Raw genomic sequence first — 21,406 nt, 5'->3', positions numbered from 1 at the left:
GTTACTGCTTAGGCAGCGAATGTCAACGCAATAGTTAGGGGGCTTGGTAATTAGTCGCTGACCGGTCACGCTGAATCGTTCCCACGCTCCGCGTGGGAATGCAGCCGGGGACGCTCTGCGTCCATTTTTTTGAGAGCGGGGACGCAGAGCGTCCCTTGAGGCATTCCCACGCAGAGCGTGGGAACGATCATTGAAGGGAGCGAGAGCTAGAAATCCCGCTTGTAGAAGATATCCAGCGAGCTCGCCACGCCGCTCGCCGCTTCGACGTAGACCTTCTTGCTCAGCTTGTAGCGCAGGGCGATGGTGCTGGCCGGTTCGAATACACCCACTCCATAGCGCAGGCTGAGTTTTTCCGAGATGTTGCCGCTGGCGACGACGCTGGTGTCGTTGCCGCTGCCTTGGGTGTCGAGTTGGAAGTCCTGAATACCCAGATCCTTGGCCAGGCCGCTGGTGATCCCGGCGCTGCCCATCAGACCCAGACCCAATGCCGCTTGCGCGAGCATATTGTTATCTTCGCCGCTGGTGCTCAGCGGACGGCCCAGCACCAGGTACGACAGCGCCTGTTCCTGACTCATCGCCGGTTCGGAGAAGATCTGCGTGGTCGGTTGTTCGGCGCTGCCGCTCAGGCGAATACCGGCGATGACGTCGTCGGTCTGGCGGATCGCTTCGATGTCCAGATACGGCTGGTCGATGGGACCGGCGAACAACAGACGCGCGCGACGCACCGTCAGGCGCTGGCCGTAGGCGCGATAGCGGCCGTCGTTGAGCCACAGTTCGCCACGGGTGTCCATGTTGTCGCCGATGTGCACCTGACCTTGCAGATTCGCGGTCAGGCCGAAACCGGCAAAGCTCAGCTTGTCCTGGCCGACGATCACGTCGATGTCCATTTTCATCGCGATCGGTGGTTTGCCCTCCTCGGTCTGCGCACCAACGATGATCGTGTCGTCGGAGACTTTCACGGTTGATGGCGGCAGCTCGCGCACGGTGATTTCGCCTTTCGGCACCAGCACCTTGCCGGCAACTTTCAGCTCATCGCCGGCCATGGAAATCTTCAGGTCCGGGGCCATTTCCAGTTTGGCGTAGGGTTCGACACTGACCGGCAATTGCGTGCCCTTGAGCGCCAGATCGACCACCAGCGCCTGCCCCCAGGCGACGTTGCCGTTGAGGCTGCCCTTGCCAGTCTTGCCGCTGTCCCAGCCACCGTCCAGGCGCACCGATTCGCCGGTGATCGCCGCCGTCAGTTGCAGGTTCTGCAGCTCCATCGGCAGTTCGGCGCCGGACACTTCGCCATCGCTGAGCTGCACAGTGCCGTTGACCAATGGCGCGAGCAGGCCACCGGAAATAGTGCCGCTGCCGTTGAGCCGGCCGGTGAGTTTTTCCACCATCGGCACGAATGGCCGCGCCACCGACAGATCGAGGCCAGAGAGGCGGAACGAGCCGCTCAGCGGTTTGTTTTTCGGCAGCGGATTGAGCTGCGCCTGCACCAGCAATTCGCCGAGTTTGCCGCCGACAAAATTGAGCTCGGTGTCGACGCGCTTGGGCGTGAGCTTGCTGTTGAGTTTGAGGGTCTGGTAGGGGAAATCCAGCCACTGATCCTTGTCGCGCACGCGCAGGGTGCCGCCGCTGGCATCGACACTGACCACGCCGTTCGGGCCGCTCGCCGGCAAGTCCAGTTGCAGATCGGCGTTGAGTCGGCCCTGCCAGGCGAAGTCCTTGGGCAGCCACTGCGCAAGGCTTTCGATCGGGAATTGCTTGAGGTGATAACGCAGCTTCGGCTCGGGCATCAGGCGCTGGTCTTCGCCACACAGGCTGGCATTGCCGGACAGCCAGCAATGCGCGCCGAAATTGATCTGGCCGTCCGCCAGGCGTTCCAGCTTGGCCGGGCTTTGCAGCTTCCAGTCCTGGCCACCGGCCTGAATGTCACCACTGGCCAAGCGTCCGCGCCAGTTGCCCTTGTCGAGATTGCCGTCCAGACCCAGCGCCAGTTTCAGCTTCGGTCCGATCAGGTCGAGGTTGAGTTTCTGGCTTTTGATATCGCCCTGAGCACTGGCGGTCAGGGTGCCCAACGAGGTATCGCCAGTCTGAATGCCGCTGCCTTTGAGATTGATCTTCGCCCGCTGCGCACTGTCGAGCGTGGCGTCGAGGTTGAGGCTTTGCAGGCGATTGTCCTGGAAGGCCAGTTGCGAACCTTGCAGATCGAGCTTGCCTTGCGGCGCCTTCAGCGTACCGGCGACATTGACCTGACCGTTGACCTGACCGCGCAATTGCGGCCACAGCTGGGCCAGACGCGGCAGCTTGATGTCGATCTGGCCGCCGAGTTTGTCCTGCAGGCTGCCCTTGCCGTTGATGCTGTTGTCGCCGAGCCGGATCTGCAGGGCATTGAGGTTCCAGCGCTCACCCGCGCCGTCAGCCTTGGCCTGGAGGATCGCCGGTTGGCCGCGCAATTTGCCTTTGAGGTCGAGGTCGGCGCTGAGGCTGAGCTGATCATTCTTCATCTCGCCTTTGCTCTGCAACGGCCCGGCCAGCGTGCCCGGCAGCTCCGCGACCCAGTACGCCGGGTTGAGCGCCGACAGATCCAGCGCGGTATCCCAGGCGATGCCGTCGGCGAAGCGCACATTGACGTGCCCTTCGGCCTTGCCCTGCCCGGCCTGCATGACCAGTTGCGGCAAGGCGATCTGTTCGAGGCTGCCGCTGAACGGACTGCTCAAGGTGAACGCCCCGGCCGGGCCATCCAGCGCGGCGTCAAAGTTGCCGAGGTACTGACCGTCGGTGTAGGACACTTCGCCGGTAAAGTTGCGCAACGTCACTTGCGGCTCGTCGATTTCCGGATAGAGCCGGTGCCACGGGAAGTCTTGCCAGTTGATATTGGCCTGAGCGCTGAGGCCCTTGCTCCAGTCGACATTGCCGGTGAGCTTGAGGCTTTGCGTGTCGTTGGCGTTGAGGTCGAGGCCGGCGATCTGCGCACCATTGGCGTCGACCTTGCCTTTGAGCAGCAGCGCCACTGGCGATTTTTCGGCGGGCAGCGTGGCGTTGCCGAGGAGTTGATAACCGTTTTTCAGGTCGCCTTCGCCCGTGAGCACAAGCTGATTGAATTGCAGGGTGTCCGGCAGATCGGCGCTGGGTTTGAACGCGTCGCTGGTGATGCGCAGCTTGGCCGGCAGGTTTTCCGCCAGCGCTTGCAGTTCACCGTTCAACTGGCCGTCGAGGTAGCCACGGCTGTCGGCGTGCAGGTTGAGGGTTTTCAGCAGATCACCTTCAACTTTCAGCGCCAGCGTCCACGGCTCGCTGCCGGGAGACGGCAAAGTCAAATCGCCCTGAATCGTCAGCGGCCAGTTGCCGCTCGGTTGCAGCAGGCCGGACAGGTTCAGGCTGAGCTCGTCGCGCTGCAATTTCACGCTGTCGATCTGCAGGCCCTGAGCGGTCCAGTGCGCCGCCAGTTGCAAGCCCTTGAGTTGTTCGCTGCCGTTGAACAACAGGCTGCCCACCTCGACGTCGCCCAATTTGATGGCCAACGGCAATTGCAGGTCCGGCAGTGTGATCGGGCCGCTCTCGGTGGTTTCTTCGCTCGGCGGGAATTGCAGGATTACCTGCTCGGCCTTGAGCTGATCGATGCACAAGGTCATGCGCGTCAGGCACAGTGGCGACCAGGCGAAGATCGCCTTGTTCAGCTCGACTCGGCTGGTGTCCTGCTGCCACACCAGGTGATCGGCGCTCCATTGCCCAGCGAGGCGACCGTGGAAATTCTCCACGCTCAGGCCCGGCACCAGGCCCAGCGCCCAACGACTGCCGGCCTGCGTGCCAAGTAGTGCGGAGATACTCAAGACGATCAACACGACCAGCGCCAACAGCGTCAGCGCCGTAATTTTCACACCACGCTTCACAGCTCAGGCCCCATGGAAAAGTGCAGCCGGATGCCGCCGTCGTCGTCCAGCGCATGGGCCAGGTCAAGGCGGATCGGCCCAACCGGCGAGACCCAGCGCACACCCACACCGACCCCGGTCTTGAGGTCGGGCAGTTCGAGTTTGTTGAAAGAGTTGCCTTGGTCGACGAAGGTCGCGACCCGCCATTTCTCGGCGATCGAATACTGATACTCGACGCTGCCGGCCACCATGTAGCGACCGCCAATCCGTTTGCCATCGGAATTTTTCGGCGACAGGCTCTGATAGTCGTAACCGCGCACGCTCTGATCGCCACCGGCAAAAAAGCGCAGCGATGGCGGAATAGAGTTGTAGCCGTTGGTGGCGCTGCCGCCGACCTGCACGCGGCCGAGCAAGCGGTGCTTGTCGAACACCGTGGTCAGGCCTTTGACCAGCGCGGTGCCATATAAAAGGTTGTTGTCCGAACCGAGGCCTTCCTTGGCCACTTTGCTTTCGAAGCTCAGGCGATAGCCGTTGCGCGGGTCGATGCGGTTGTCGCTTTTGAGGTACGAATAACTGATGCCGGGCATCAGCAACGTGCTCAGGCCGGAGTCGTCGCCGAGTTCGTATTCTTCACGTTGCCATTTCAGCGAGATCACCCGCTGCCAGCCGCTGGGCAACTTGCTATGCCATTCCGGGCCGAAGGTCAGCAGCTTGCTGAGGGTGTCGGAGCCTTCGATGTCTTCGAACTGATAGCCGCCGGCCCAGCGCAGTTTGTCGGTCAGTGGTGGGTCTAGCGGGATGTCGTAGAACAGCCCGACGTTCTGCCGGGGCGCGGAAAGCTCGGCTTCCCAGCCATAGCTGTCGCCCTGCGGATTGACCCAGTGACGCGTCCAGTTGGCCTTGATCCGTGGGCCGACGTCGGTCGAATAACCAAGGCCCAGACCCATGGTGCGCGGCTTGCGCGTGTCGAGTTTGACGGCGACCGGAATCACATCGTTCTGCGCTGCCGTCGGTGCGGCATCGACGCGCACGCCTTCGAAATAGCCGCTCGATTGCAGGTCGCGGTTGAGTTCGGCGATCAGTTCCGAGTCGTATGGCTCGCCTGCCTTGAACGGCACCATGCGTTGCAGCAGGTCTTCGTCGAACGGCGTGTCGCCCTCGAAGCTGACTTTGCCCAGCGCATAACGCGGGCCGCTGTCGTAGATCAATTCGATGTCGGCCACGCCCGCGCGGGGATCGACCATGAGTTTCTGGCTGGTGAAATGACCGCTGAAGTAACCGAAGCGCGAGGCCTGGTTCTGGATCACCCGTTTGGCGTCTTCGTAACGGCCATGGTTGAGCACGGCGCCGGACTTGAGCAGGTCGCTTTTCGGTACGCGAAAGGATTTCAGCGAGGCCGCCGGGCCGTCGACGCGCACGGTGACGTTGCGCAGGCGAATCGGCTCGCCGGGATCGATGTTCAGCACCAGACGCGGTTTTTCCCCGCCCTTGACGTCACTGTCGATCTGCGGCTGATAGTAGCCCAGCGCCTGCGCCGCTTTGCGCGCCTGCTCTTCGGCACCGCGACTGAAACGCAGCAAGGCTTCTTCGTCGCGATCGCCGAGGCTGCCGATATAGCCTTCTATATTGGCCTTGAGTTCATCGTTGGACGGCTTGATCCGTACATCCAATTCACTTTGCGCCAGCGCCGCGCAGCTGGATAACAGCATCAGCACGCCGCTGGTAAATCTTCGTGGAAACTTCATAGGCGCGGATGCTATCACGGGCTCGGGAGCCTGATAGAACAGGTAATTTGTGAAGAAGTTCGATCGTTATCCCGTTGCTGTTTGTAACACCTGCGGATTGGCGTGGAAAAATACGTGTTCGCGCACCGGCCCGACGGCAACCTCGCCGATCTCCTGATAACCCTGCCTTTTATAGAATTCCAGGTAGCGCGGGTTGCCGGTGTCGAGCACCACCCCTTGCGAGGTTTCATCGACCGCGCACCAGTTGTGCACGGCGGTGAGCAACTGTTCGCCGTAGTGCTTGCCCTGAAACTGCGGGTGAACGCCGAGCAGCGGCAGCATGTGCACCGAGTCACCCGGCACGCATGCGGCGACGGCGTCGTGGTATTCCAGATAACGCCGGGTGCAGCGAAAACCGGTGCTGAGCACCATGCGCAAGCGCCACGCCCAGCTTTCGGTAACGCCCAGGCGCCGTTGCGGTGGTGCGATCAGGGCAATGCCGATCAAGCGGTCGTTGACCAGCAGGCCGATCGCCGGCAGGTCCTGGAGAAAATGCTGTTTGACCAACTCGCGCACCGTCGCGCGCACGCGTTGTTCGTAGCCGGGTCGCTCGGCTTCGAACAGATAGCCGAAGGTTGGCTCGTGGCGATAGGCCTGATACAGCAACGAGCGGGCTTCGCGTGAATAGCCGCGGTCGAGCATGTGGATGTCGGCAACGGCGGACTGGGTTTCAGGCATTGCAGTGATTCTCCCCGGAGGCGCGCTCGGAGACTGGCGCGCTTGTTGGTACGAACCTTGGGCGGGTGATGTGGTTCCCCTCACAGGTATAGACCAAGTCGGGATCTTCATCGATCTTGCCGGCCTCTTCGCGAGCAGGCTCGCTCCCACAGAGGCGCTGCATAGGGCATCACAAATCCCACAGGCCAAAATGATTTGTCCCACACTGGCCCATCTTCCCCATGTCAGCTAGCATCGCCCTTTTGCCAGGACTGCCGACCATGAAGATTGTTTCCTTCAACATCAACGGACTGCGTGCCCGTCCGCATCAGCTGGCAGCGCTGATCGAAAAACATCAGCCCGACGTGATCGGCCTGCAGGAAACCAAGGTCCACGACGACCAGTTCCCCCACGAAGACATCCGCGCCCTCGGTTACCACGTGCACTTCCATGGCCAGAAGGGCCATTACGGTGTCGCCCTGCTCTCGCGCAACGAACCGATCGCCATTCATAAAGGCTTTGCCACTGACGAAGAAGACGCGCAGCGGCGCTTTATCTGGGGCACTTTTGCCGATGCCAACGGCGTGCCGGTGACGATCATGAACGGCTACTTCCCCCAAGGTGAAAGCCGCGACCACCCAACCAAATTCCCCGCCAAGGAGCGTTTCTACAGCGACCTGCAAGCGCTGCTGGAAAGCCAGTTCCACAATGAACAGCCACTGGTGGTGATGGGTGATGTGAACATATCCCCGGAAGACTGCGACATCGGCATCGGCCCGGACAACATGAAGCGCTGGCTGAAAACCGGCAAATGCAGCTTCCTGCCGGAGGAGCGCGAGTGGATGGCGCGCCTGAAGAACTGGGGCCTGACCGACAGCTATCGGCACCTCAACCCCGACGTGAGCGACATGTTCAGCTGGTTCGACTATCGCAGCCGTGGTTTCGAAGATGAACCGAAGCGTGGCCTGCGGATTGATGTGATTCTGGCGTCCCATGGCCTGCTGCCACGGGTCAAGGATGCCGGCGTGGACTACGAACTGCGCGGCATGGAAAAACCGTCGGATCATGCGCCGATCTGGCTTGAGCTGGCCTGATTCGCGAGTTGCCTGAGATCCCTGTGGGAGCGAGCTTGCTCGCGAAGGCGGAGTGTCAGTAATCAGATATGTTGCCGATATGCCGCCTTCGCGAGCAAGCTCGCTCCCACAATTGATATTTACACCCTTCAATCCCTGTCATATTTCGGTCACGCGCCTGACTTAATCTCCCCGGCAATCCCCTTGGCTTGATTCGGTGCCGGAATGACCCTGCGTGTTCTCTGCGTTTTCCTGTTGAGTGGCTGGCTGTCGGTGTCCGCCGCCGCCCTGCCGATCCCCGAAAACGGCCCGGCATTGCGCATTCAGGGCTCCAACACCATCGGCGCCGAACTCGGCCCGGCGCTGGTCGAAGGCCTGTTGCAGGAACAGGGCCTGCTGAAAATCCACCGCGAAACCCCGGACACCGCCAACGAACAACGCATCGTTGGCCAGACCGCACAAGGGCAACGCGTGATCATCGAAGTCGCCGCTCACGGTTCCAGCACCGGTTTCGCTGCGTTGAAAAACGCCAGCGCCGATCTGGCCGCCTCTTCCCGCGAGATCAAGGACAGCGAGCTGCTCGCCCTGCAAACCCTCGGCGATCTGAAAAGTCCGGCGGCCGAGCAAGTCATTGCCATTGACGGCCTGGCGATCATCCTCAACCCGGCCAATCCGCTACAGCAGTTGAACACCGAGCAACTGGCGCGGATTTTTGCCGGCGAAGTGAAAACCTGGGAAGAACTCGGTAGCCGTGGCGGCGCCATTCATTTATATGCGCGGGATGATCAGTCCGGGACGTACGACACGTTCAAGGAACTGGTCCTGAGCCGGCGTGGGAAAAGTCTCAGCAGCGCGGCGAAGCGTTTTGAATCCAGCGAGCAATTGTCCGACGCGGTCAGCGCCGATCCGCAAGGTATCGGCTTCATCGGCTTGCCTTACGTGCGTCAGGCCAAAGCCGTGGCGATTGCCGATGGCGCCTCGCAAGCGATGCTGCCGCTGAACAGTCTGATCGCCACCGAAGATTATCCGCTGTCGCGGCGCTTGTTCTTTTATCTGCCGCCGGACAGCCGCAATCCGTGGGCGCAGGCGTTGGCAACGTTCGCGCAAAGTCCACAGGGTCAGGGGATCGTCGCGACTAGCGGTTTTGTCAGCCAGACCGTACAAGCCATGAGCGTGGCGCCGAACGCGCTGATGCCCGAGGGTTACCAATCCCTCAGCCGGCATGCCCAGCGTCTGACAGTGAATTTTCGTTTTGCCGAGGGCAGCGCCAGTCTGGACAACAAGGCGCGGCAGGATCTGGCGCGGGTGCTCGACTATATAAAGCGCAATGGCAAGACCGAGCGGGCGGTGACGCTGGTGGGGTTTGGTGATTTGAAGGATGACCCGGCGCGGGCTGATCTGCTGTCGAAGCTACGGGCGATGGCGGTGCGGCGCGAGCTGGTCAAAAACGGTGTGGTCATGCGCGAAGTACGCGGCTTTGGTGCGCTGATGCCGGTGGCGACCAACAGCGCGGATGAAGGGCGGATCAAGAATCGGCGGGTTGAGGTTTGGGTGTATTGATCCTGACGCCTGATCGTTCCCATGCTCCGCGTGGGAACGCATCCCGTGACGCTCCGCGTCACAGTGGACGCAGAGCGTCCATGGCGGCATTCCCACGCAGAGCGTGGGAACGATCAGACTGAGGGGAATGCGAATGAGGCTACTCGGTATTACTGGCCGCTGCGCAGCATCTCCTTCGGCACATACTTGCCGATCTCGAACTTGCCAATCGCCGCGCGGTGCACTTCGTCCGGGCCGTCGGCCAGACGCAGGGTGCGCTGCATCGCATACATATAGGCCAGCGGGAAATCGTTCGACACCCCTGCCCCACCGTGCATCTGGATCGCCCGGTCGATCACCCGCAGGGCCACGTTCGGTGCGACGACTTTGATCTGCGCAATCTCGCTTTTCGCCACTTTGTTGCCGACGGTGTCCATCATGTACGCCGCTTTCAACGTCAGCAGACGCGCCATGTCGATCTCCATGCGCGAGTCGGCGATCTTGTCGATGTTGCCGCCCAGACGCGCCAGCGGTTTGCCGAATGCGGTGCGGCTCACCGAGCGTTTGCACATCAGTTCCAGCGCACGTTCGGCCATGCCGATCGAACGCATGCAGTGGTGAATCCGCCCTGGGCCAAGGCGACCCTGGGCGATTTCGAAGCCGCGTCCTTCACCGAGCAGGACGTTTTCGTACGGCACCCGCACGTTATCGAACAGCACTTCGGCGTGACCGTGCGGTGCGTCGTCGTAACCGAACACCGGCAGCGGCCGGACGATTTTCACCCCGGGGGTATCGACCGGCACGAGGATCATCGAGTGCTGGGCGTGACGCGGCGCGTCGGGGTTGCTCAGGCCCATGAAGATCAGAATCTTGCAGCGCGGATCGCAAGCGCCGGAAGTCCACCATTTCTTGCCGTTGATTACCCACTGATCGCCATCACGCACGGCACGGGCGGCCATGTTGGTCGCGTCGGAAGACGCCACGTCAGGCTCGGTCATGGCGAACGCCGAACGGATCTCGCCGCGCAGCAGCGGCTCGAGCCAGCGCTGTTTCTGTTCTTCGTTGGCGTAGCGCACCAGCACTTCCATATTGCCGGTGTCCGGCGCCGAGCAGTTGAACGGCTCGGGCCCCAGCAGGGAACGGCCCATGATTTCCGCCAATGGCGCATATTCGAGGTTGCTCAGGCCGGCGCCCAGCTCGGACTCAGGCAGAAACAAATTCCACAGCCCTTCAGCCTTGGCCTTGGCCTTGAGCTCTTCCATGATCGCGGTCGGCTGCCAGCGATCGCCCTCGGCGACCTGGCGTTCGAACACCGCTTCGGCCGGGTAAACGTAAGTGTCCATGAACGCAGTCACGCGCTCACGCAGTTCCTGAACCTTGGGCGAATAAGCGAAATCCATGGGTAGTTACCTTCTCGGGCAGAGGTTGTTCAAGTCATGCAATTGATGCTAGAACAGCGCTGATCATTTACCTAGCCTATTCTCGGCGTGTATAAACATTCATCACCAATATATGATCCGCTGATCGTCAGCCCCAAAACACTTGCACTTAATAACAAGAGAAGCCGCGTTATGAATCTGAGCAAGGTCGACCTGAACCTTTTCATCGTCTTCGACGCGATCTACACCGAAGCCAACCTGACCCGCGCCGGGCAGATTGTCGGGATCACCCAGCCGGCGGTGTCCAACGCGCTGGCGCGGTTGCGCGAAACTTTCAACGACCCGCTCTTCGTGCGTACCGCTCAGGGCATGGTGCCCACGCCGATGGCGCAGAACATCATCGGCCCGGTGCGCAACGCCCTGTCGCTGCTGCGCGTATCGGTGCAGGAAAGTCGCATCTTCAACCCGGCGCAGGCGGTCAAGACCTACCGCATCAGCATGACCGACCTGACGGAAGCAATCATTCTGCCGCCACTGTTCCAGCGCCTGCGCCGCCTCGCGCCAACGGTGATCATCGAAAGCTTTCTGTCCAAGCGCCGGGAAACCACCAAGGAACTCGCGGCCGGGCGTCTGGATTTCGCCGTGGATGCGCCGCTCAATACCGACCCGCAGGTGCGCCACGTCAAGCTGATGGACGACCGTTACGTCTGCGCCATGCGCAAGGGCCACCCAATGGCGGGCAAGGAAAAACTCAGCCTCGACGACTACCTGTCGCTGACCCACATCCATATTTCCAGCCGCCGCAGCGGTCTGGGTTATGTCGATCTGGCGCTGGGCAAAATGGGCATCCAGCGCAAGATCGCCCTGCGCTCGCAGCACTATTTGATGGCTTCGCAAGTGATGCAGCAGACCGACATGGTCATGACCGTGCCGGAACGCTTCGCCCGCCGCCATGATTTGCAGTCGTTCAATTTGCCGGTGAATGATGTGCCCTCGGTGGAAACGCATTTGTACTGGCACGAAAGCACCGACCAGGACCCGGCCAACCGCTGGATGCGCGAGCAGATGATCGAGTTGTGCCAGCAGGTGACGGCGCAGGAGAAGAAGCTGGAGAAGGTGTAGGGCTTTTTTACCGCGTTATCGTTCTTCGCGAGCAGGCTCGCTCCCACAATGAATTGCATTTCATCTGAAGGAACGCGGTCGAATGTGGGAGCGAGCCTGCTCGCGAAGAGGCCTGTACAGACACCCCAAAACCATCCCGCTTGACGTAAACGTAAACCACCGATTAGCTTAGCGCCATGCCCCTTTTCCGAGCGCTTTCATGAGCAGTCAGACCTACAGCATTTCCGACCTCGCCCGCGAGCTGGACATCACCACCCGGGCGATCCGCTTTTATGAAGAGCAAGGCCTGCTCAGCCCCGAGCGTCGTGGCCAGGAACGGATCTATTCGCCGCGCGACAAGGTCACTCTGAAGCTGATCCTGCGCGGCAAGCGCATCGGTTTTTCCCTGGCCGAATGCCGCGAGCTGATCGAACTCTACGACCCGTCAGGCGGTAACACCAAACAGCTCAACAGCATGCTGGCGAAAATCAGCGAACGCCGCGAACAGCTCGAACAGCAGCTGCTGGATATCGAACAGATGAAGCTCGAGCTGGACACAGCCGAAGAGCGCTGTGTGCAGGCGCTGGAGCAGACGCTCAAGAGCCAGCAGGCGATCTAGCAAATATTGGTGCCCCTGTGGGAGCGAGCCTGCTCGCGAATGCATTCTGTCATCCAACATTAACGGTGACTGATCCACCGCTTTCGCGAGCAGGCTCGCTCCCACAGGGTTCTTCGTGAACTCAAAAAACAGGCTGGTCCCACCCATGTCCCTCCCCTCCCAAGTACGCCTGATCGAAGTCGGCCCGCGCGATGGCCTGCAGAACGAAGCCCAACCGATCAGCGTCGCCGACAAGGTGCAACTGGTCGATGCGCTGAGCGCCGCCGGGCTTGGCTACATCGAAGTCGGCAGTTTCGTTTCGCCGAAATGGGTGCCGCAGATGGCCGGATCCGCCGAAGTGTTCGCGCAGATCCAGCGCAAACCTGGCGTGACCTACGGCGCACTGGCGCCGAACCTGCGCGGCTTTGAAGACGCGCTCGCCGCCGGGGTCAAGGAAGTCGCGGTGTTCGCCGCCGCCTCCGAGGCGTTCTCGCAGCGCAACATCAATTGCTCGATCAGCGAAAGCCTGGCGCGGTTTGCGCCGATCATGGAGGCCGCCAAACAACACGGCGTTACCGTGCGCGGTTACGTTTCCTGTGTGCTGGGCTGCCCGTATGAAGGCACGGTTGCGCCGGAGCAAGTGGCGATGGTCGCCCGTGAGCTGTACGCGATGGGCTGCTATGAAGTGTCGCTGGGCGACACCATCGGCACCGGCACGGCGGGCGCGACCCGGCGCCTGTTCGAGGTGGTCTCGGCGCAGGTGCCACGGGACAGACTCGCCGGGCATTTCCACGACACCTATGGCCAGGCCATGGCCAACATCTACGCCAGCCTGCTCGAAGGCATTGCGGTGTTCGACAGCTCTATCGCCGGCCTCGGCGGCTGCCCGTACGCCAAAGGCGCGAGCGGTAACGTTGCCACCGAGGACGTGGTGTACCTGCTCGATGGCCTGGGCATCGAGACCGGTATCGACCTGGACGCCTTGATTGCCGCGGGCCAGCAGATCAGCGCAGTGCTCGGCCGTCCGAGCGGTTCGCGGGTGGCCAAGGCGCGCAGCGCGCAGTGAGGTGTTACCGCTGCGTCAGCGATGTGGGCAAAAGCGAGTAACACGGAAACAAATTGTCTGGCTTTGCCTGGAGTCGAAAAAGCCTTAAAAAGTTAAGCCGTTGATTTATAAAGGCTTTTAAAAGTTGGCACGACACCTGCTATCTCTATCGCATAACAAGAATAAAAAGCCGCAAACCAATAAAAACAAGACGAAACGACTCTGACATAACAAGAACAACACGGCAGAGACGCAGCTAACAGATTTTTTTGGAGAAGGTGTGCTTTTCAGGGTGCTCTCAGGAGTGACCCGCAACCGGGCAGAGAACAATAAAACTACCTTCAGGTAGCTCCCGAATCGGTTGGATCGTTAAACGAGAAAGCAGATCAGCGCTCAAAAAAATACGTTTGCTCTTGACCCCGGATGGGGGTCGCCAAAAAGCTGTACAGGGCCACGGTTGCCAAAAACAACAACAGACCGACCCTCAATAATAAAAAGAGCACGCAACGACAAATTAAAGGGGAGCTTCGGCTCCCCTTTGTGCTTTCTGTGATTCCTGAATCCCCCCAATCCCAGTGGGAGCTGGCTTGCCAGCGATTGCGGTAGAACATTCTACATTGATGCTGGCTGACCTGACGCCATCGCTGGCAAGCCAGCTCCCACAGGGTTTAGGTTACCGCTCGGTTATTTTCAGCTCCTCGATACTGATCTCGCGCATCCTGAATTTCTGGATCTTCCCCGTCACCGTCATCGGAAACGCGTCGACGAATTTGAAGTAACGCGGCGTCTTGAAATGGGCGATGCGTTCCTTGCACCAGGTTTGCAGCTCCAGCTCCGAGGCGCTGTGGCCGGGGTGGAATTTGATCCAGGCGACGATTTCCTCACCGTAGCGCGAGCACGGAATACCGATCACCTGCACGTCGGCCACCGCCGGATGGGTGAAGAAAAACTCCTCCAGCTCACGGGGATAAACATTCTCGCCGCCACGAATGATCATGTCCTTGTTACGCCCGGCGATGTTGACGTAACCCTCCTCGTTCATGCTCGCCAGGTCGCCGGTGTGCATCCAGCCGGCCTCATCGATGGCTTCGGCGGTGGCCTGCGGGTTGTTCCAGTAACCGAGCATCACGCTGTAACCGCGCGTGCACAATTCGCCAATGGTGCCGCGCGGCACGAGGTTGCCGGCGGTGTCGATGATCTTGCTTTCCAGTTGCGGCTGGGTGCGCCCGACCGTGGTGACGCGCAATTCCAGCTCATCCGCCGGCCCGGTCTGCAACGACACCGGACTGGTTTCGGTCATGCCGTAGGCGATCTGCACTTCGCTCATGTGCATCTCGTTGATCACCCGGCGCATGACCTCGATCGGACAAGTGGCGCCGGCCATGATCCCGGTGCGCAGGCTCGACAGGTCGAAGGTCTGCCGCTGCGGCTGATCGAGCATGGCGATGAACATGGTCGGCACACCGTACAGCGCCGTGGCTTTTTCCTCGGCCACCGCTTGCAGGGTCAGCGCCGGATCGAAAGCGTCGTTGGGGTAAATCATCGTGCTGCCATGGGTGACGCAACCGAGGTTGCCCATGACCATGCCGAAGCAGTGATACAGCGGCACCGGAATCACCAGACGATCGGCAGTCGTCAGGCCGAGGCTTTCGCCGACCATGTAGCCGTTGTTGAGAATGTTGTAGTGACTGAGGGTCGCGCCCTTGGGGAAACCGGTAGTGCCGGAGGTGTACTGGATGTTCACTGGTTGATCGAAATGCAGACTGGCGCTGCGTTCGCGCAATTGATCGGGCGAGACGCTGGCGGCCAGTTCGCTCAGTTGTGACCACGGCAGAAAACCGGGCGGCGGATTGGCATCGAGGCTGATCACGCCGCGCAGCTCCGGCAGGCGTTCGCTGCGCAGCTGACCGATGGCGTGCTCGGCCAATTCTGGCGCCAGGCTCTGGAGCATTGCGTGGTAATTCGAGGTCTTGAACGCTCCGGCACAGACCAGCCACTGGCAGCCGGATTGCTTGAGCACGTACTCGAGTTCGGAGCTGCGATAGGCCGGATTGATGTTGACCAGGATCACGCCGATCTTCGCCGTGGCGAACTGGGTAATGCACCACTGCGCGCAATTCGGCGCCCAGATGCCGAGGCGATCGCCGGTCTGCAAGCCCAGTGCGAGCAAGGCCCTGGCCTGCTCATCCACCGCGTCGGCCAGTTGCCGCCACGAATACCGCAGCCGTTGATGGCGCACCACCAACGCCTCGCCGTCCGGGTGTTGCGCGACAGTCTGATCGAAGCGCTGACCAATGGTCATCGCCAGCAGGGCTTGGTCCTGAGAGCCACGGCTGTAGCTGCGCTGCGGGTTTGCACTGGGTTGATCCATGACGACCCCTATTGTCTTTATTAGTGGGTTTTCCCGATTTTGAATCCCTGTGGGAGCGAGCCTGCGCGCGAATACGCTGCGTCATTCAGCCTTGGGGGCGACTGATACAGCGCTTTCGCGAGCAGGCTCGCTCCCACCAGAAACAAACCGATATCTGATCCTGAACTGCCCTTACTCTCGCCCAAGTTGACGCTTACGTAAAGCCGATTGACAGCCGAACGCATGAAGCTTTACGTTAACGTAAAGCTGAGCGCCGATTCGTCGTGCGCTCCACCCGATAAAAAAGCCAAAAGGTGCCGCATGAGCTATCCATCCCTGAACTTCGCCCTCGGTGAAACCATCGACATGCTGCGCGATCAGGTGCAGTCCTTCGTCGCCGATCAGATCGCCCCGCGCGCTGCGCAGATCGACCACGACAACCTGTTCCCCGCCGACATGTGGCGCAAATTCGGTGACATGGGCCTGCTCGGCATCACCGTGCCGGAAGAGTACGGCGGCGCGGGTCTGGGTTATCTGGCGCATGTGGTGGCGATGGAAGAAATCAGCCGTGGCTCCGCTTCGGTGGCGCTGTCCTACGGCGCGCACTCCAACCTTTGCGTCAACCAGATCAACCGCAACGGCAATCACGAACAGAAAACCAAATACCTGCCGAAGCTGATCAGCGGCGAGCACGTTGGCGCCCTGGCGATGAGTGAGCCGAATGCCGGCTCCGACGTGGTCTCGATGAAACTGCGCGCCGACAAACGCGGTGACCGCTTCGTCCTCAACGGCAGCAAAACCTGGATCACCAACGGTCCGGACGCCAATACCTACGTGATCTACGCCAAGACCGATCTGGAAAAAGGCCCCCACGGCATCACCGCGTTCATCGTCGAGCGGGACTGGAAAGGCTTCAGCCGCAGCAACAAGTTCGACAAGCTCGGCATGCGTGGCTCCAACACCTGCGAGCTGTTTTTCGACGATGTCGAAGTACCCGAGGAGAACATTCTCGGCGTGCTCAACGGTGGCGTGAAAGTGTTGATGAGCGGCCTCGATTACGAACGCGTGGTGCTCTCCGGCGGCCCGACCGGGATCATGCAGTCGTGCATGGACCTGATCGTGCCGTACATCCACGACCGCAAGCAGTTCGGCCAGAGCATCGGCGAATTTCAGCTGATCCAGGGCAAAGTCGCCGACATGTATACCCAGCTCAACGCCAGCCGCGCTTATCTGTACGCGGTGGCCCAGGCCTGCGAGCGCGGCGAAACCACGCGCAAGGACGCGGCCGGGGTGATCCTCTACACCGCCGAACGCGCCACGCAAATGGCCCTCGACGCGATCCAGATTCTCGGCGGCAACGGCTACATCAACGAATTCCCCGCCGGCCGCCTGCTGCGCGACGCCAAGCTCTACGAAATCGGCGCCGGCACCAGCGAGATCCGCCGCATGCTGATCGGCCGCGAACTGTTCAACGAAACCCGCTAAACGGAGCTGACCATGGCAACTTTGCACACTCAGCTCAACCCGCGTTCAGCGGAATTCGCCGCCAACAGCGCGGCGATGCTCAAACAGGTCGACGCGCTGCACACCCTGCTCGCCCAAGTGGCGCAGGGTGGCGGCGTCAAAGCTCAGGAACGCCACACCTCGCGCGGTAAATTGCTGCCGCGCGAGCGCATCAATCGCTTGCTCGACCCCGGCTCGCCGTTTCTCGAAATCAGCCAACTTGCCGCCCATGCGGTTTACGGCGAAGACGTGCCGGCTGCCGGGGTGATCGCCGGGATTGGTCGCGTTGAAGGCGTCGAGTGCATGATCGTCGCCAACGATGCGACGGTGAAAGGTGGCTCGTATTACCCGCTCACCGTGAAGAAGCACCTGCGTGCGCAGACCATCGCCCAGCAGAATCGCCTGCCGTGCATTTATCTGGTGGATTCCGGTGGCGCCAACCTGCCGCGTCAGGACGAAGTGTTTCCGGATCGCGAGCACTTCGGGCGGATCTTTTTCAACCAGGCCAACATGAGCGCCATGGGCATCCCGCAGATCGCCGTGGTCATGGGTTCGTGCACCGCTGGCGGCGCGTATGTGCCGGCGATGGCAGACGAAGCGATCATGGTGCGCAACCAGGCGACGATTTTCCTCGCCGGCCCGCCGCTGGTAAAAGCCGCGACCGGCGTAGTGGTCAGCGCCGAAGACCTCGGCGGCGCCGATGTGCACTGCAAGACTTCTGGTGTGGCCGACCATTACGCCGAGAACGACGAACACGCCCTCGCCCTCGCCCGCCGCAGCGTCGCCAACCTCAACTGGCGCAAGCTCGGCGAGGTGCAGCAGCGCACGCCGATTGCGCCGCTGTACCCCAGCGACGAGCTGTACGGCGTGGTTCCGGCCGACGCCAAGCAGCCATTCGATGTGCGCGAAGTGATCGCGCGGCTGGTCGACGGTTCGGTGTTCGATGAATTCAAAGCGCTGTTCGGCACCACGCTGGTCTGCGGTTTCGCGCACTTGCACGGCTACCCGATCGCGATTCTGGCGAACAACGGCATCCTCTTCGCCGAAGCCGCGCAGAAAGGCGCGCACTTCATCGAACTGGCCTGCCAGCGCGGCATCCCGCTGCTGTTTCTGCAGAACATCACCGGTTTCATGGTCGGCCAGAAGTACGAAGCCGGCGGCATCGCCAAGCACGGCGCGAAACTGGTGACCGCGGTGGCCTGCGCCAAGGTGCCGAAATTCACCGTGATCATCGGCGGCAGTTTCGGTGCCGGCAACTACGGCATGTGCGGGCGCGCTTACGATCCGCGTTTCTTGTGGATGTGGCCGAACGCGCGGATCGGCGTGATGGGCGCCGAACAGGCCGCAGGCGTTCTGGTGCAGGTCAAACGCGAACAAGCCGAACGCAGCGGTCAGGCGTTCAGCGCCGAGCAGGAGACCGAGATCAAGCAGCCGATTCTCGATCAGTACGAAGAACAGGGTCACCCCTACTACTCCAGCGCGCGGCTGTGGGACGACGGCGTCATCGACCCGGCGCAGACCCGCGACGTACTGGCCCTGGCCTTGTCCGCGTCGCTGAACGCGCCAATCGAACCGAGCCGCTTCGGCGTGTTCCGGATGTGATGTTTTTTTGTGGGAGCGAGCCTGCTCGCGAATGCGCTCTGTCAGGCAGCGGATAGATCGACTGATACCCCGCTTTCGCGAGCAGGCTCGCTCCCACAAGAACCGTGGAGACGGATGAATATGAGCGACTTCAATACCCTCGAACTGCAAAACGATCCACGCGGTTTCGCGACGCTGTGGCTCAACCGCGCCGAGAAAAACAACGCGTTCAACGCCGAGATGATCCGCGAACTGATCCTCGCCCTCGACAAGGTCGCCAGCGATTCGAGCCTGCGCTTCCTGCTGCTGCGCGGGCGCGGCAAGCACTTCAGTGCCGGCGCTGACCTGGCGTGGATGCAGCAATCAGCGGAACTCGACTACCACACCAACCTCGACGACGCCCGCGAGCTGGCCGAGCTGATGTACAACCTCGCCAAGCTGAAAATCCCCACGCTGGCTGTGGTTCAGGGCGCGGCGTTTGGTGGCGCGCTGGGCTTGATCAGTTGCTGTGACATGGCGATTGGCGCCGATGACGCGCAGTTCTGCCTGTCGGAAGTACGCATCGGCCTGGCACCGGCCGTGATCAGCCCGTTCGTGGTGCAGGCGATCGGCGAGCGTGCGGCACGGCGTTATGCGCTGACTGCCGAGCGCTTCAGCGGGCAGCGGGCGCGGGAAATCGGCTTGCTCGCAGAAAGCTATCCTGCGGCGGAACTGGGGCAACAGGTCGAACAGTGGATCGACAACCTGTTGCTCAACAGCCCCGCCGCCATGCGCGCCAGCAAGGACTTGCTGCGCGAAGTCGGCAACGGCGCGCTGACCCCGGCCCTGCGCCGCTACACCGAAAATGCCATCGCGCGGATTCGCGTCAGCCCTGAAGGCCAGGAAGGCTTGCGTGCCTTCCTGCAAAAACGCCCACCGAACTGGCAAGCCGCATCCACCAAGGAGTCGCGTTGATGAGCGCACCTGTGATTACCACCCTGCTGGTGGCCAACCGCGGCGAAATCGCCTGCCGCGTGATGCGCACCGCCAAGGCTCTGGGCCTGACCACCGTCGCCGTGCACAGCGCCACCGACCGCGATGCGCGGCACAGCCGTGAGGCCGATATCCGCGTGGATCTGGGCGGCAGCAAGGCTGCCGAGAGTTATCTGCAAATCGATAAATTGATCGCCGCCGCCAAGGCCAGCGGTGCCCAGGCGATTCATCCCGGCTACGGCTTTCTCTCGGAAAACGCTGGATTCGCCCGCGCCATCGAAGCCGCCGGGCTGATCTTCCTCGGCCCGCCCGCCGCGGCCATCGATGCGATGGGCAGCAAATCCGCCGCCAAGGCGCTGATGGAAAAGGCCGGCGTGCCACTGGTGCCGGGCTATCACGGCGAAGCGCAGGACCTCGATACCTTCCGCGAAGCCTGCGAACGCATCGGTTATCCGGTGCTGCTCAAGGCCACTGCGGGGGGTGGCGGCAAAGGCATGAAAGTCGTCGAGGATGTCAGCCAACTCGCTGAAGCCCTCGCCTCGGCGCAGCGCGAAGCACAATCGTCGTTTGGCGATTCGCGGATGCTGGTGGAAAAGTATCTGCTCAAGCCACGTCATGTGGAGATTCAGGTGTTCGCCGATCAGCACGGCAACTGCCTGTACCTCAACGAGCGCGACTGCTCGATCCAGCGTCGGCACCAGAAAGTCGTCGAAGAAGCCCCGGCGCCGGGTCTGACGCCCGAGTTGCGCCGGGCAATGGGCGAAGCGGCTGTGCGTTCGGCGCAGGCGATCGGTTATGTCGGCGCCGGCACCGTGGAGTTTTTGCTGGATGCGCGCGGCGAGTTTTTCTTCATGGAGATGAACACGCGGCTGCAAGTCGAGCACCCTGTGACCGAAGCAATCACCGGGCTGGATCTGGTCGCCTGGCAGATTCGCGTCGCCCGTGGGGAAGCGCTGCCGATCACCCAAGCGCAGGTGCCACTCAATGGTCACGCGATCGAAGTGCGCTTGTATGCCGAAGATCCGGCGAATGATTTCCTGCCGGCCACCGGGCGTCTGGACTTGTACCGCGAATCGGCACAGGGACCGGGGCGGCGGGTAGACAGCGGCGTTGAGGAAGGTGACGAGATCTCGCCGTTCTACGATCCGATGCTCGGCAAACTGATTGCCTGGGGTGAAGATCGCGAACAGGCGCGCTTGCGTTTGTTGAGCATGCTCGACGAGTTTGCGATTGGCGGGCTGAAGACCAACATCAATTTCCTGCGCCGGATCATCGCGCATCCGGCGTTTGCGGCGGCAGAGCTGGATACCGGGTTTATTCCGCGCTATCAGGAGCAATTGCTGCCAGCGCCGGGCATGTTGAGCGATGAGTTCTGGCAAGCGGCGGCGCAGGCATTTGCGCAGAGTTTGCCGAAGCGTGCGCGGGCGGATGATCCCGCCTCCCCCTGGTCTTGCAGCAGTGGTTTGCGCGCAGGCTTGCCGGCGGAAATCATCTTGCATTTGAGCTGCGAGGGACAGGATCGCGCGTTGACCTTGAGAATCGCGGCCCATGCAAAACTGCAGGGCGAGGCGCTGACCATCGAGCATGAGGGCGTGCGCCGCACATTGCGGGCGATTCGTCAGGGCGGCGCGTTGTATCTGGAATGGGACGGCGAGTTGCGGCGCATCGAAGCGTTCGATCCGATCAGTGCCGTCGAAGCCAGCCACAGCCATCAGGGCGGTCTGACCGCGCCAATGAACGGCAGTATCGTGCGCGTGCTGGTCGAAACGGGACAGTCGGTTGAGGCCGGGGCGCAACTGGTGGTACTGGAAGCCATGAAGATGGAACACAGCATCCGCGCGCCGCACGCCGGTGTGATCAAAGCGCTGTATTGCCAGGAAGGCGATATGGTCAGCGAAGGCAGCGCTTTGGTTGAACTGGAAGAGGGATGAAATAAAAGGATCGACCCTCGCCTTGAGCGAGGA

Annotated in this window: 14 protein-coding genes; 9 read left to right on the top strand and 5 right to left on the bottom strand. The window is 61.5% G+C overall.

What is annotated here, in order from left to right; translation table 11 throughout:
• Positions 1-206: 206 nt before the first annotated feature.
• The 3 genes from D8U82_RS22850 to D8U82_RS22840 all read right to left on the bottom strand — a co-directional run bounded on the left by D8U82_RS22850 (position 207) and on the right by D8U82_RS22840 (position 6,322).
• Positions 207-3,881: a translocation/assembly module TamB domain-containing protein gene (locus tag D8U82_RS22850; RefSeq protein WP_130903013.1), complete on the bottom strand. Its 3,675-nt coding sequence runs from the start codon at positions 3,879-3,881 to the stop codon at positions 207-209.
• Positions 3,878-5,605 carry an autotransporter assembly complex family protein gene (locus D8U82_RS22845; protein WP_016775302.1) on the bottom strand — a complete coding sequence of 576 codons (1,728 nt, stop codon included), beginning with the start codon at positions 5,603-5,605 and terminating at the stop codon, positions 3,878-3,880. Before D8U82_RS22845 ends, D8U82_RS22850 begins: the two co-directional genes overlap by 4 nt.
• 66 nt (positions 5,606-5,671) lie before the next feature.
• Positions 5,672-6,322 (bottom strand): GNAT family N-acetyltransferase, encoded by a 651-nt coding sequence (locus tag D8U82_RS22840; protein WP_016775303.1) that lies wholly within the window; start codon positions 6,320-6,322, stop codon positions 5,672-5,674.
• Between the two features lie 260 nt (positions 6,323-6,582).
• Between D8U82_RS22840 and xthA the strand changes: the two genes are divergently transcribed.
• Positions 6,583-7,395, top strand: coding sequence for an exodeoxyribonuclease III (xthA, locus tag D8U82_RS22835; protein ID WP_073471316.1), 813 nt, complete (start codon positions 6,583-6,585; stop codon positions 7,393-7,395).
• Positions 7,396-7,599: 204 nt separating this feature from the next.
• Complete coding sequence (locus D8U82_RS22830) at positions 7,600-8,934, top strand: phosphate ABC transporter substrate-binding/OmpA family protein (RefSeq protein WP_130903012.1); 1,335 nt, start codon at positions 7,600-7,602, stop codon at positions 8,932-8,934.
• A 149-nt stretch (positions 8,935-9,083) separates the two neighbouring features.
• On the opposite strand, the gene D8U82_RS22825 is transcribed toward D8U82_RS22830, so the two are convergent.
• Positions 9,084-10,313, bottom strand: coding sequence for an acyl-CoA dehydrogenase (locus tag D8U82_RS22825; RefSeq protein ID WP_016775307.1), 1,230 nt, complete (start codon positions 10,311-10,313; stop codon positions 9,084-9,086).
• Positions 10,314-10,484: 171 nt separating this feature from the next.
• Between D8U82_RS22825 and D8U82_RS22820 the strand changes: the two genes are divergently transcribed.
• The 3 genes from D8U82_RS22820 to D8U82_RS22810 all read left to right on the top strand — a co-directional run bounded on the left by D8U82_RS22820 (position 10,485) and on the right by D8U82_RS22810 (position 13,057).
• Complete coding sequence (locus tag D8U82_RS22820) at positions 10,485-11,414, top strand: LysR family transcriptional regulator (RefSeq protein ID WP_016775308.1); 930 nt, start codon at positions 10,485-10,487, stop codon at positions 11,412-11,414.
• 199 nt (positions 11,415-11,613) lie between these two features.
• On the top strand, positions 11,614-12,012 hold the full coding sequence (locus D8U82_RS22815) for a MerR family DNA-binding transcriptional regulator (RefSeq protein ID WP_016775309.1): 399 nt from the start codon (positions 11,614-11,616) through the stop codon (positions 12,010-12,012).
• 145 nt (positions 12,013-12,157) lie between these two features.
• Positions 12,158-13,057 (top strand): hydroxymethylglutaryl-CoA lyase, encoded by a 900-nt coding sequence (locus D8U82_RS22810; RefSeq protein WP_122691939.1) that lies wholly within the window; start codon positions 12,158-12,160, stop codon positions 13,055-13,057.
• A 652-nt stretch (positions 13,058-13,709) separates the two neighbouring features.
• Here D8U82_RS22810 and D8U82_RS22805 read toward each other — a convergent pair.
• Positions 13,710-15,407, bottom strand: a complete 1,698-nt coding sequence (locus D8U82_RS22805; RefSeq protein ID WP_130903011.1) for an AMP-binding protein — start codon at positions 15,405-15,407, stop codon at positions 13,710-13,712.
• 300 nt (positions 15,408-15,707) lie between these two features.
• On the opposite strand from D8U82_RS22805, the gene D8U82_RS22795 reads away from it, so the two are divergent.
• The 4 genes from D8U82_RS22795 (at position 15,708) to D8U82_RS22780 (ending at position 21,373) form a co-directional block, all read left to right on the top strand.
• Positions 15,708-16,871 carry an isovaleryl-CoA dehydrogenase gene (locus tag D8U82_RS22795; protein ID WP_130903010.1) on the top strand — a complete coding sequence of 388 codons (1,164 nt, stop codon included), beginning with the start codon at positions 15,708-15,710 and terminating at the stop codon, positions 16,869-16,871.
• 12 nt (positions 16,872-16,883) lie between these two features.
• Positions 16,884-18,491: a carboxyl transferase domain-containing protein gene (locus D8U82_RS22790; protein WP_130903009.1), complete on the top strand. Its 1,608-nt coding sequence runs from the start codon at positions 16,884-16,886 to the stop codon at positions 18,489-18,491.
• A 120-nt stretch (positions 18,492-18,611) separates the two neighbouring features.
• Entirely contained in the window at positions 18,612-19,424 is an 813-nt protein-coding gene (locus D8U82_RS22785) for a gamma-carboxygeranoyl-CoA hydratase (RefSeq protein ID WP_130903008.1), read from the top strand.
• Positions 19,424-21,373: an acetyl/propionyl/methylcrotonyl-CoA carboxylase subunit alpha gene (locus D8U82_RS22780; protein ID WP_130903007.1), complete on the top strand. Its 1,950-nt coding sequence runs from the start codon at positions 19,424-19,426 to the stop codon at positions 21,371-21,373. The genes D8U82_RS22785 and D8U82_RS22780 overlap by 1 nt, the downstream gene beginning before the upstream one ends.
• Positions 21,374-21,406 lie beyond the last annotated feature (33 nt).

Origin of the sequence: Pseudomonas sp. Sample_23 (genome assembly GCF_004307595.1) — a bacterium.
Lineage (GTDB): Bacteria > Pseudomonadota > Gammaproteobacteria > Pseudomonadales > Pseudomonadaceae > Aquipseudomonas > Aquipseudomonas atacamensis.
This window is presented reverse-complemented; position numbering and strand designations above follow the sequence as displayed.

Excerpts from the sequence above, each read along its gene's own strand:
- D8U82_RS22845 (WP_016775302.1), bottom strand. The coding sequence starts at position 5,605 with ATGAAGTTTCCACGAAGATTTACCAGCGGCGTGCTGATGCTGTTATCC.
- D8U82_RS22840 (WP_016775303.1), bottom strand. The coding sequence starts at position 6,322 with ATGCCTGAAACCCAGTCCGCCGTTGCCGACATCCACATGCTCGACCGC.
- xthA (WP_073471316.1), top strand. The coding sequence starts at position 6,583 with ATGAAGATTGTTTCCTTCAACATCAACGGACTGCGTGCCCGTCCGCAT.
- D8U82_RS22830 (WP_130903012.1), top strand. The coding sequence starts at position 7,600 with ATGACCCTGCGTGTTCTCTGCGTTTTCCTGTTGAGTGGCTGGCTGTCG.
- D8U82_RS22825 (WP_016775307.1), bottom strand. The coding sequence starts at position 10,313 with ATGGATTTCGCTTATTCGCCCAAGGTTCAGGAACTGCGTGAGCGCGTG.
- D8U82_RS22820 (WP_016775308.1), top strand. The coding sequence starts at position 10,485 with ATGAATCTGAGCAAGGTCGACCTGAACCTTTTCATCGTCTTCGACGCG.
- D8U82_RS22815 (WP_016775309.1), top strand. The coding sequence starts at position 11,614 with ATGAGCAGTCAGACCTACAGCATTTCCGACCTCGCCCGCGAGCTGGAC.
- D8U82_RS22810 (WP_122691939.1), top strand. The coding sequence starts at position 12,158 with ATGTCCCTCCCCTCCCAAGTACGCCTGATCGAAGTCGGCCCGCGCGAT.
- D8U82_RS22805 (WP_130903011.1), bottom strand. The coding sequence starts at position 15,407 with ATGGATCAACCCAGTGCAAACCCGCAGCGCAGCTACAGCCGTGGCTCT.
- D8U82_RS22795 (WP_130903010.1), top strand. The coding sequence starts at position 15,708 with ATGAGCTATCCATCCCTGAACTTCGCCCTCGGTGAAACCATCGACATG.
- D8U82_RS22790 (WP_130903009.1), top strand. The coding sequence starts at position 16,884 with ATGGCAACTTTGCACACTCAGCTCAACCCGCGTTCAGCGGAATTCGCC.
- D8U82_RS22785 (WP_130903008.1), top strand. The coding sequence starts at position 18,612 with ATGAGCGACTTCAATACCCTCGAACTGCAAAACGATCCACGCGGTTTC.
- D8U82_RS22780 (WP_130903007.1), top strand. The coding sequence starts at position 19,424 with ATGAGCGCACCTGTGATTACCACCCTGCTGGTGGCCAACCGCGGCGAA.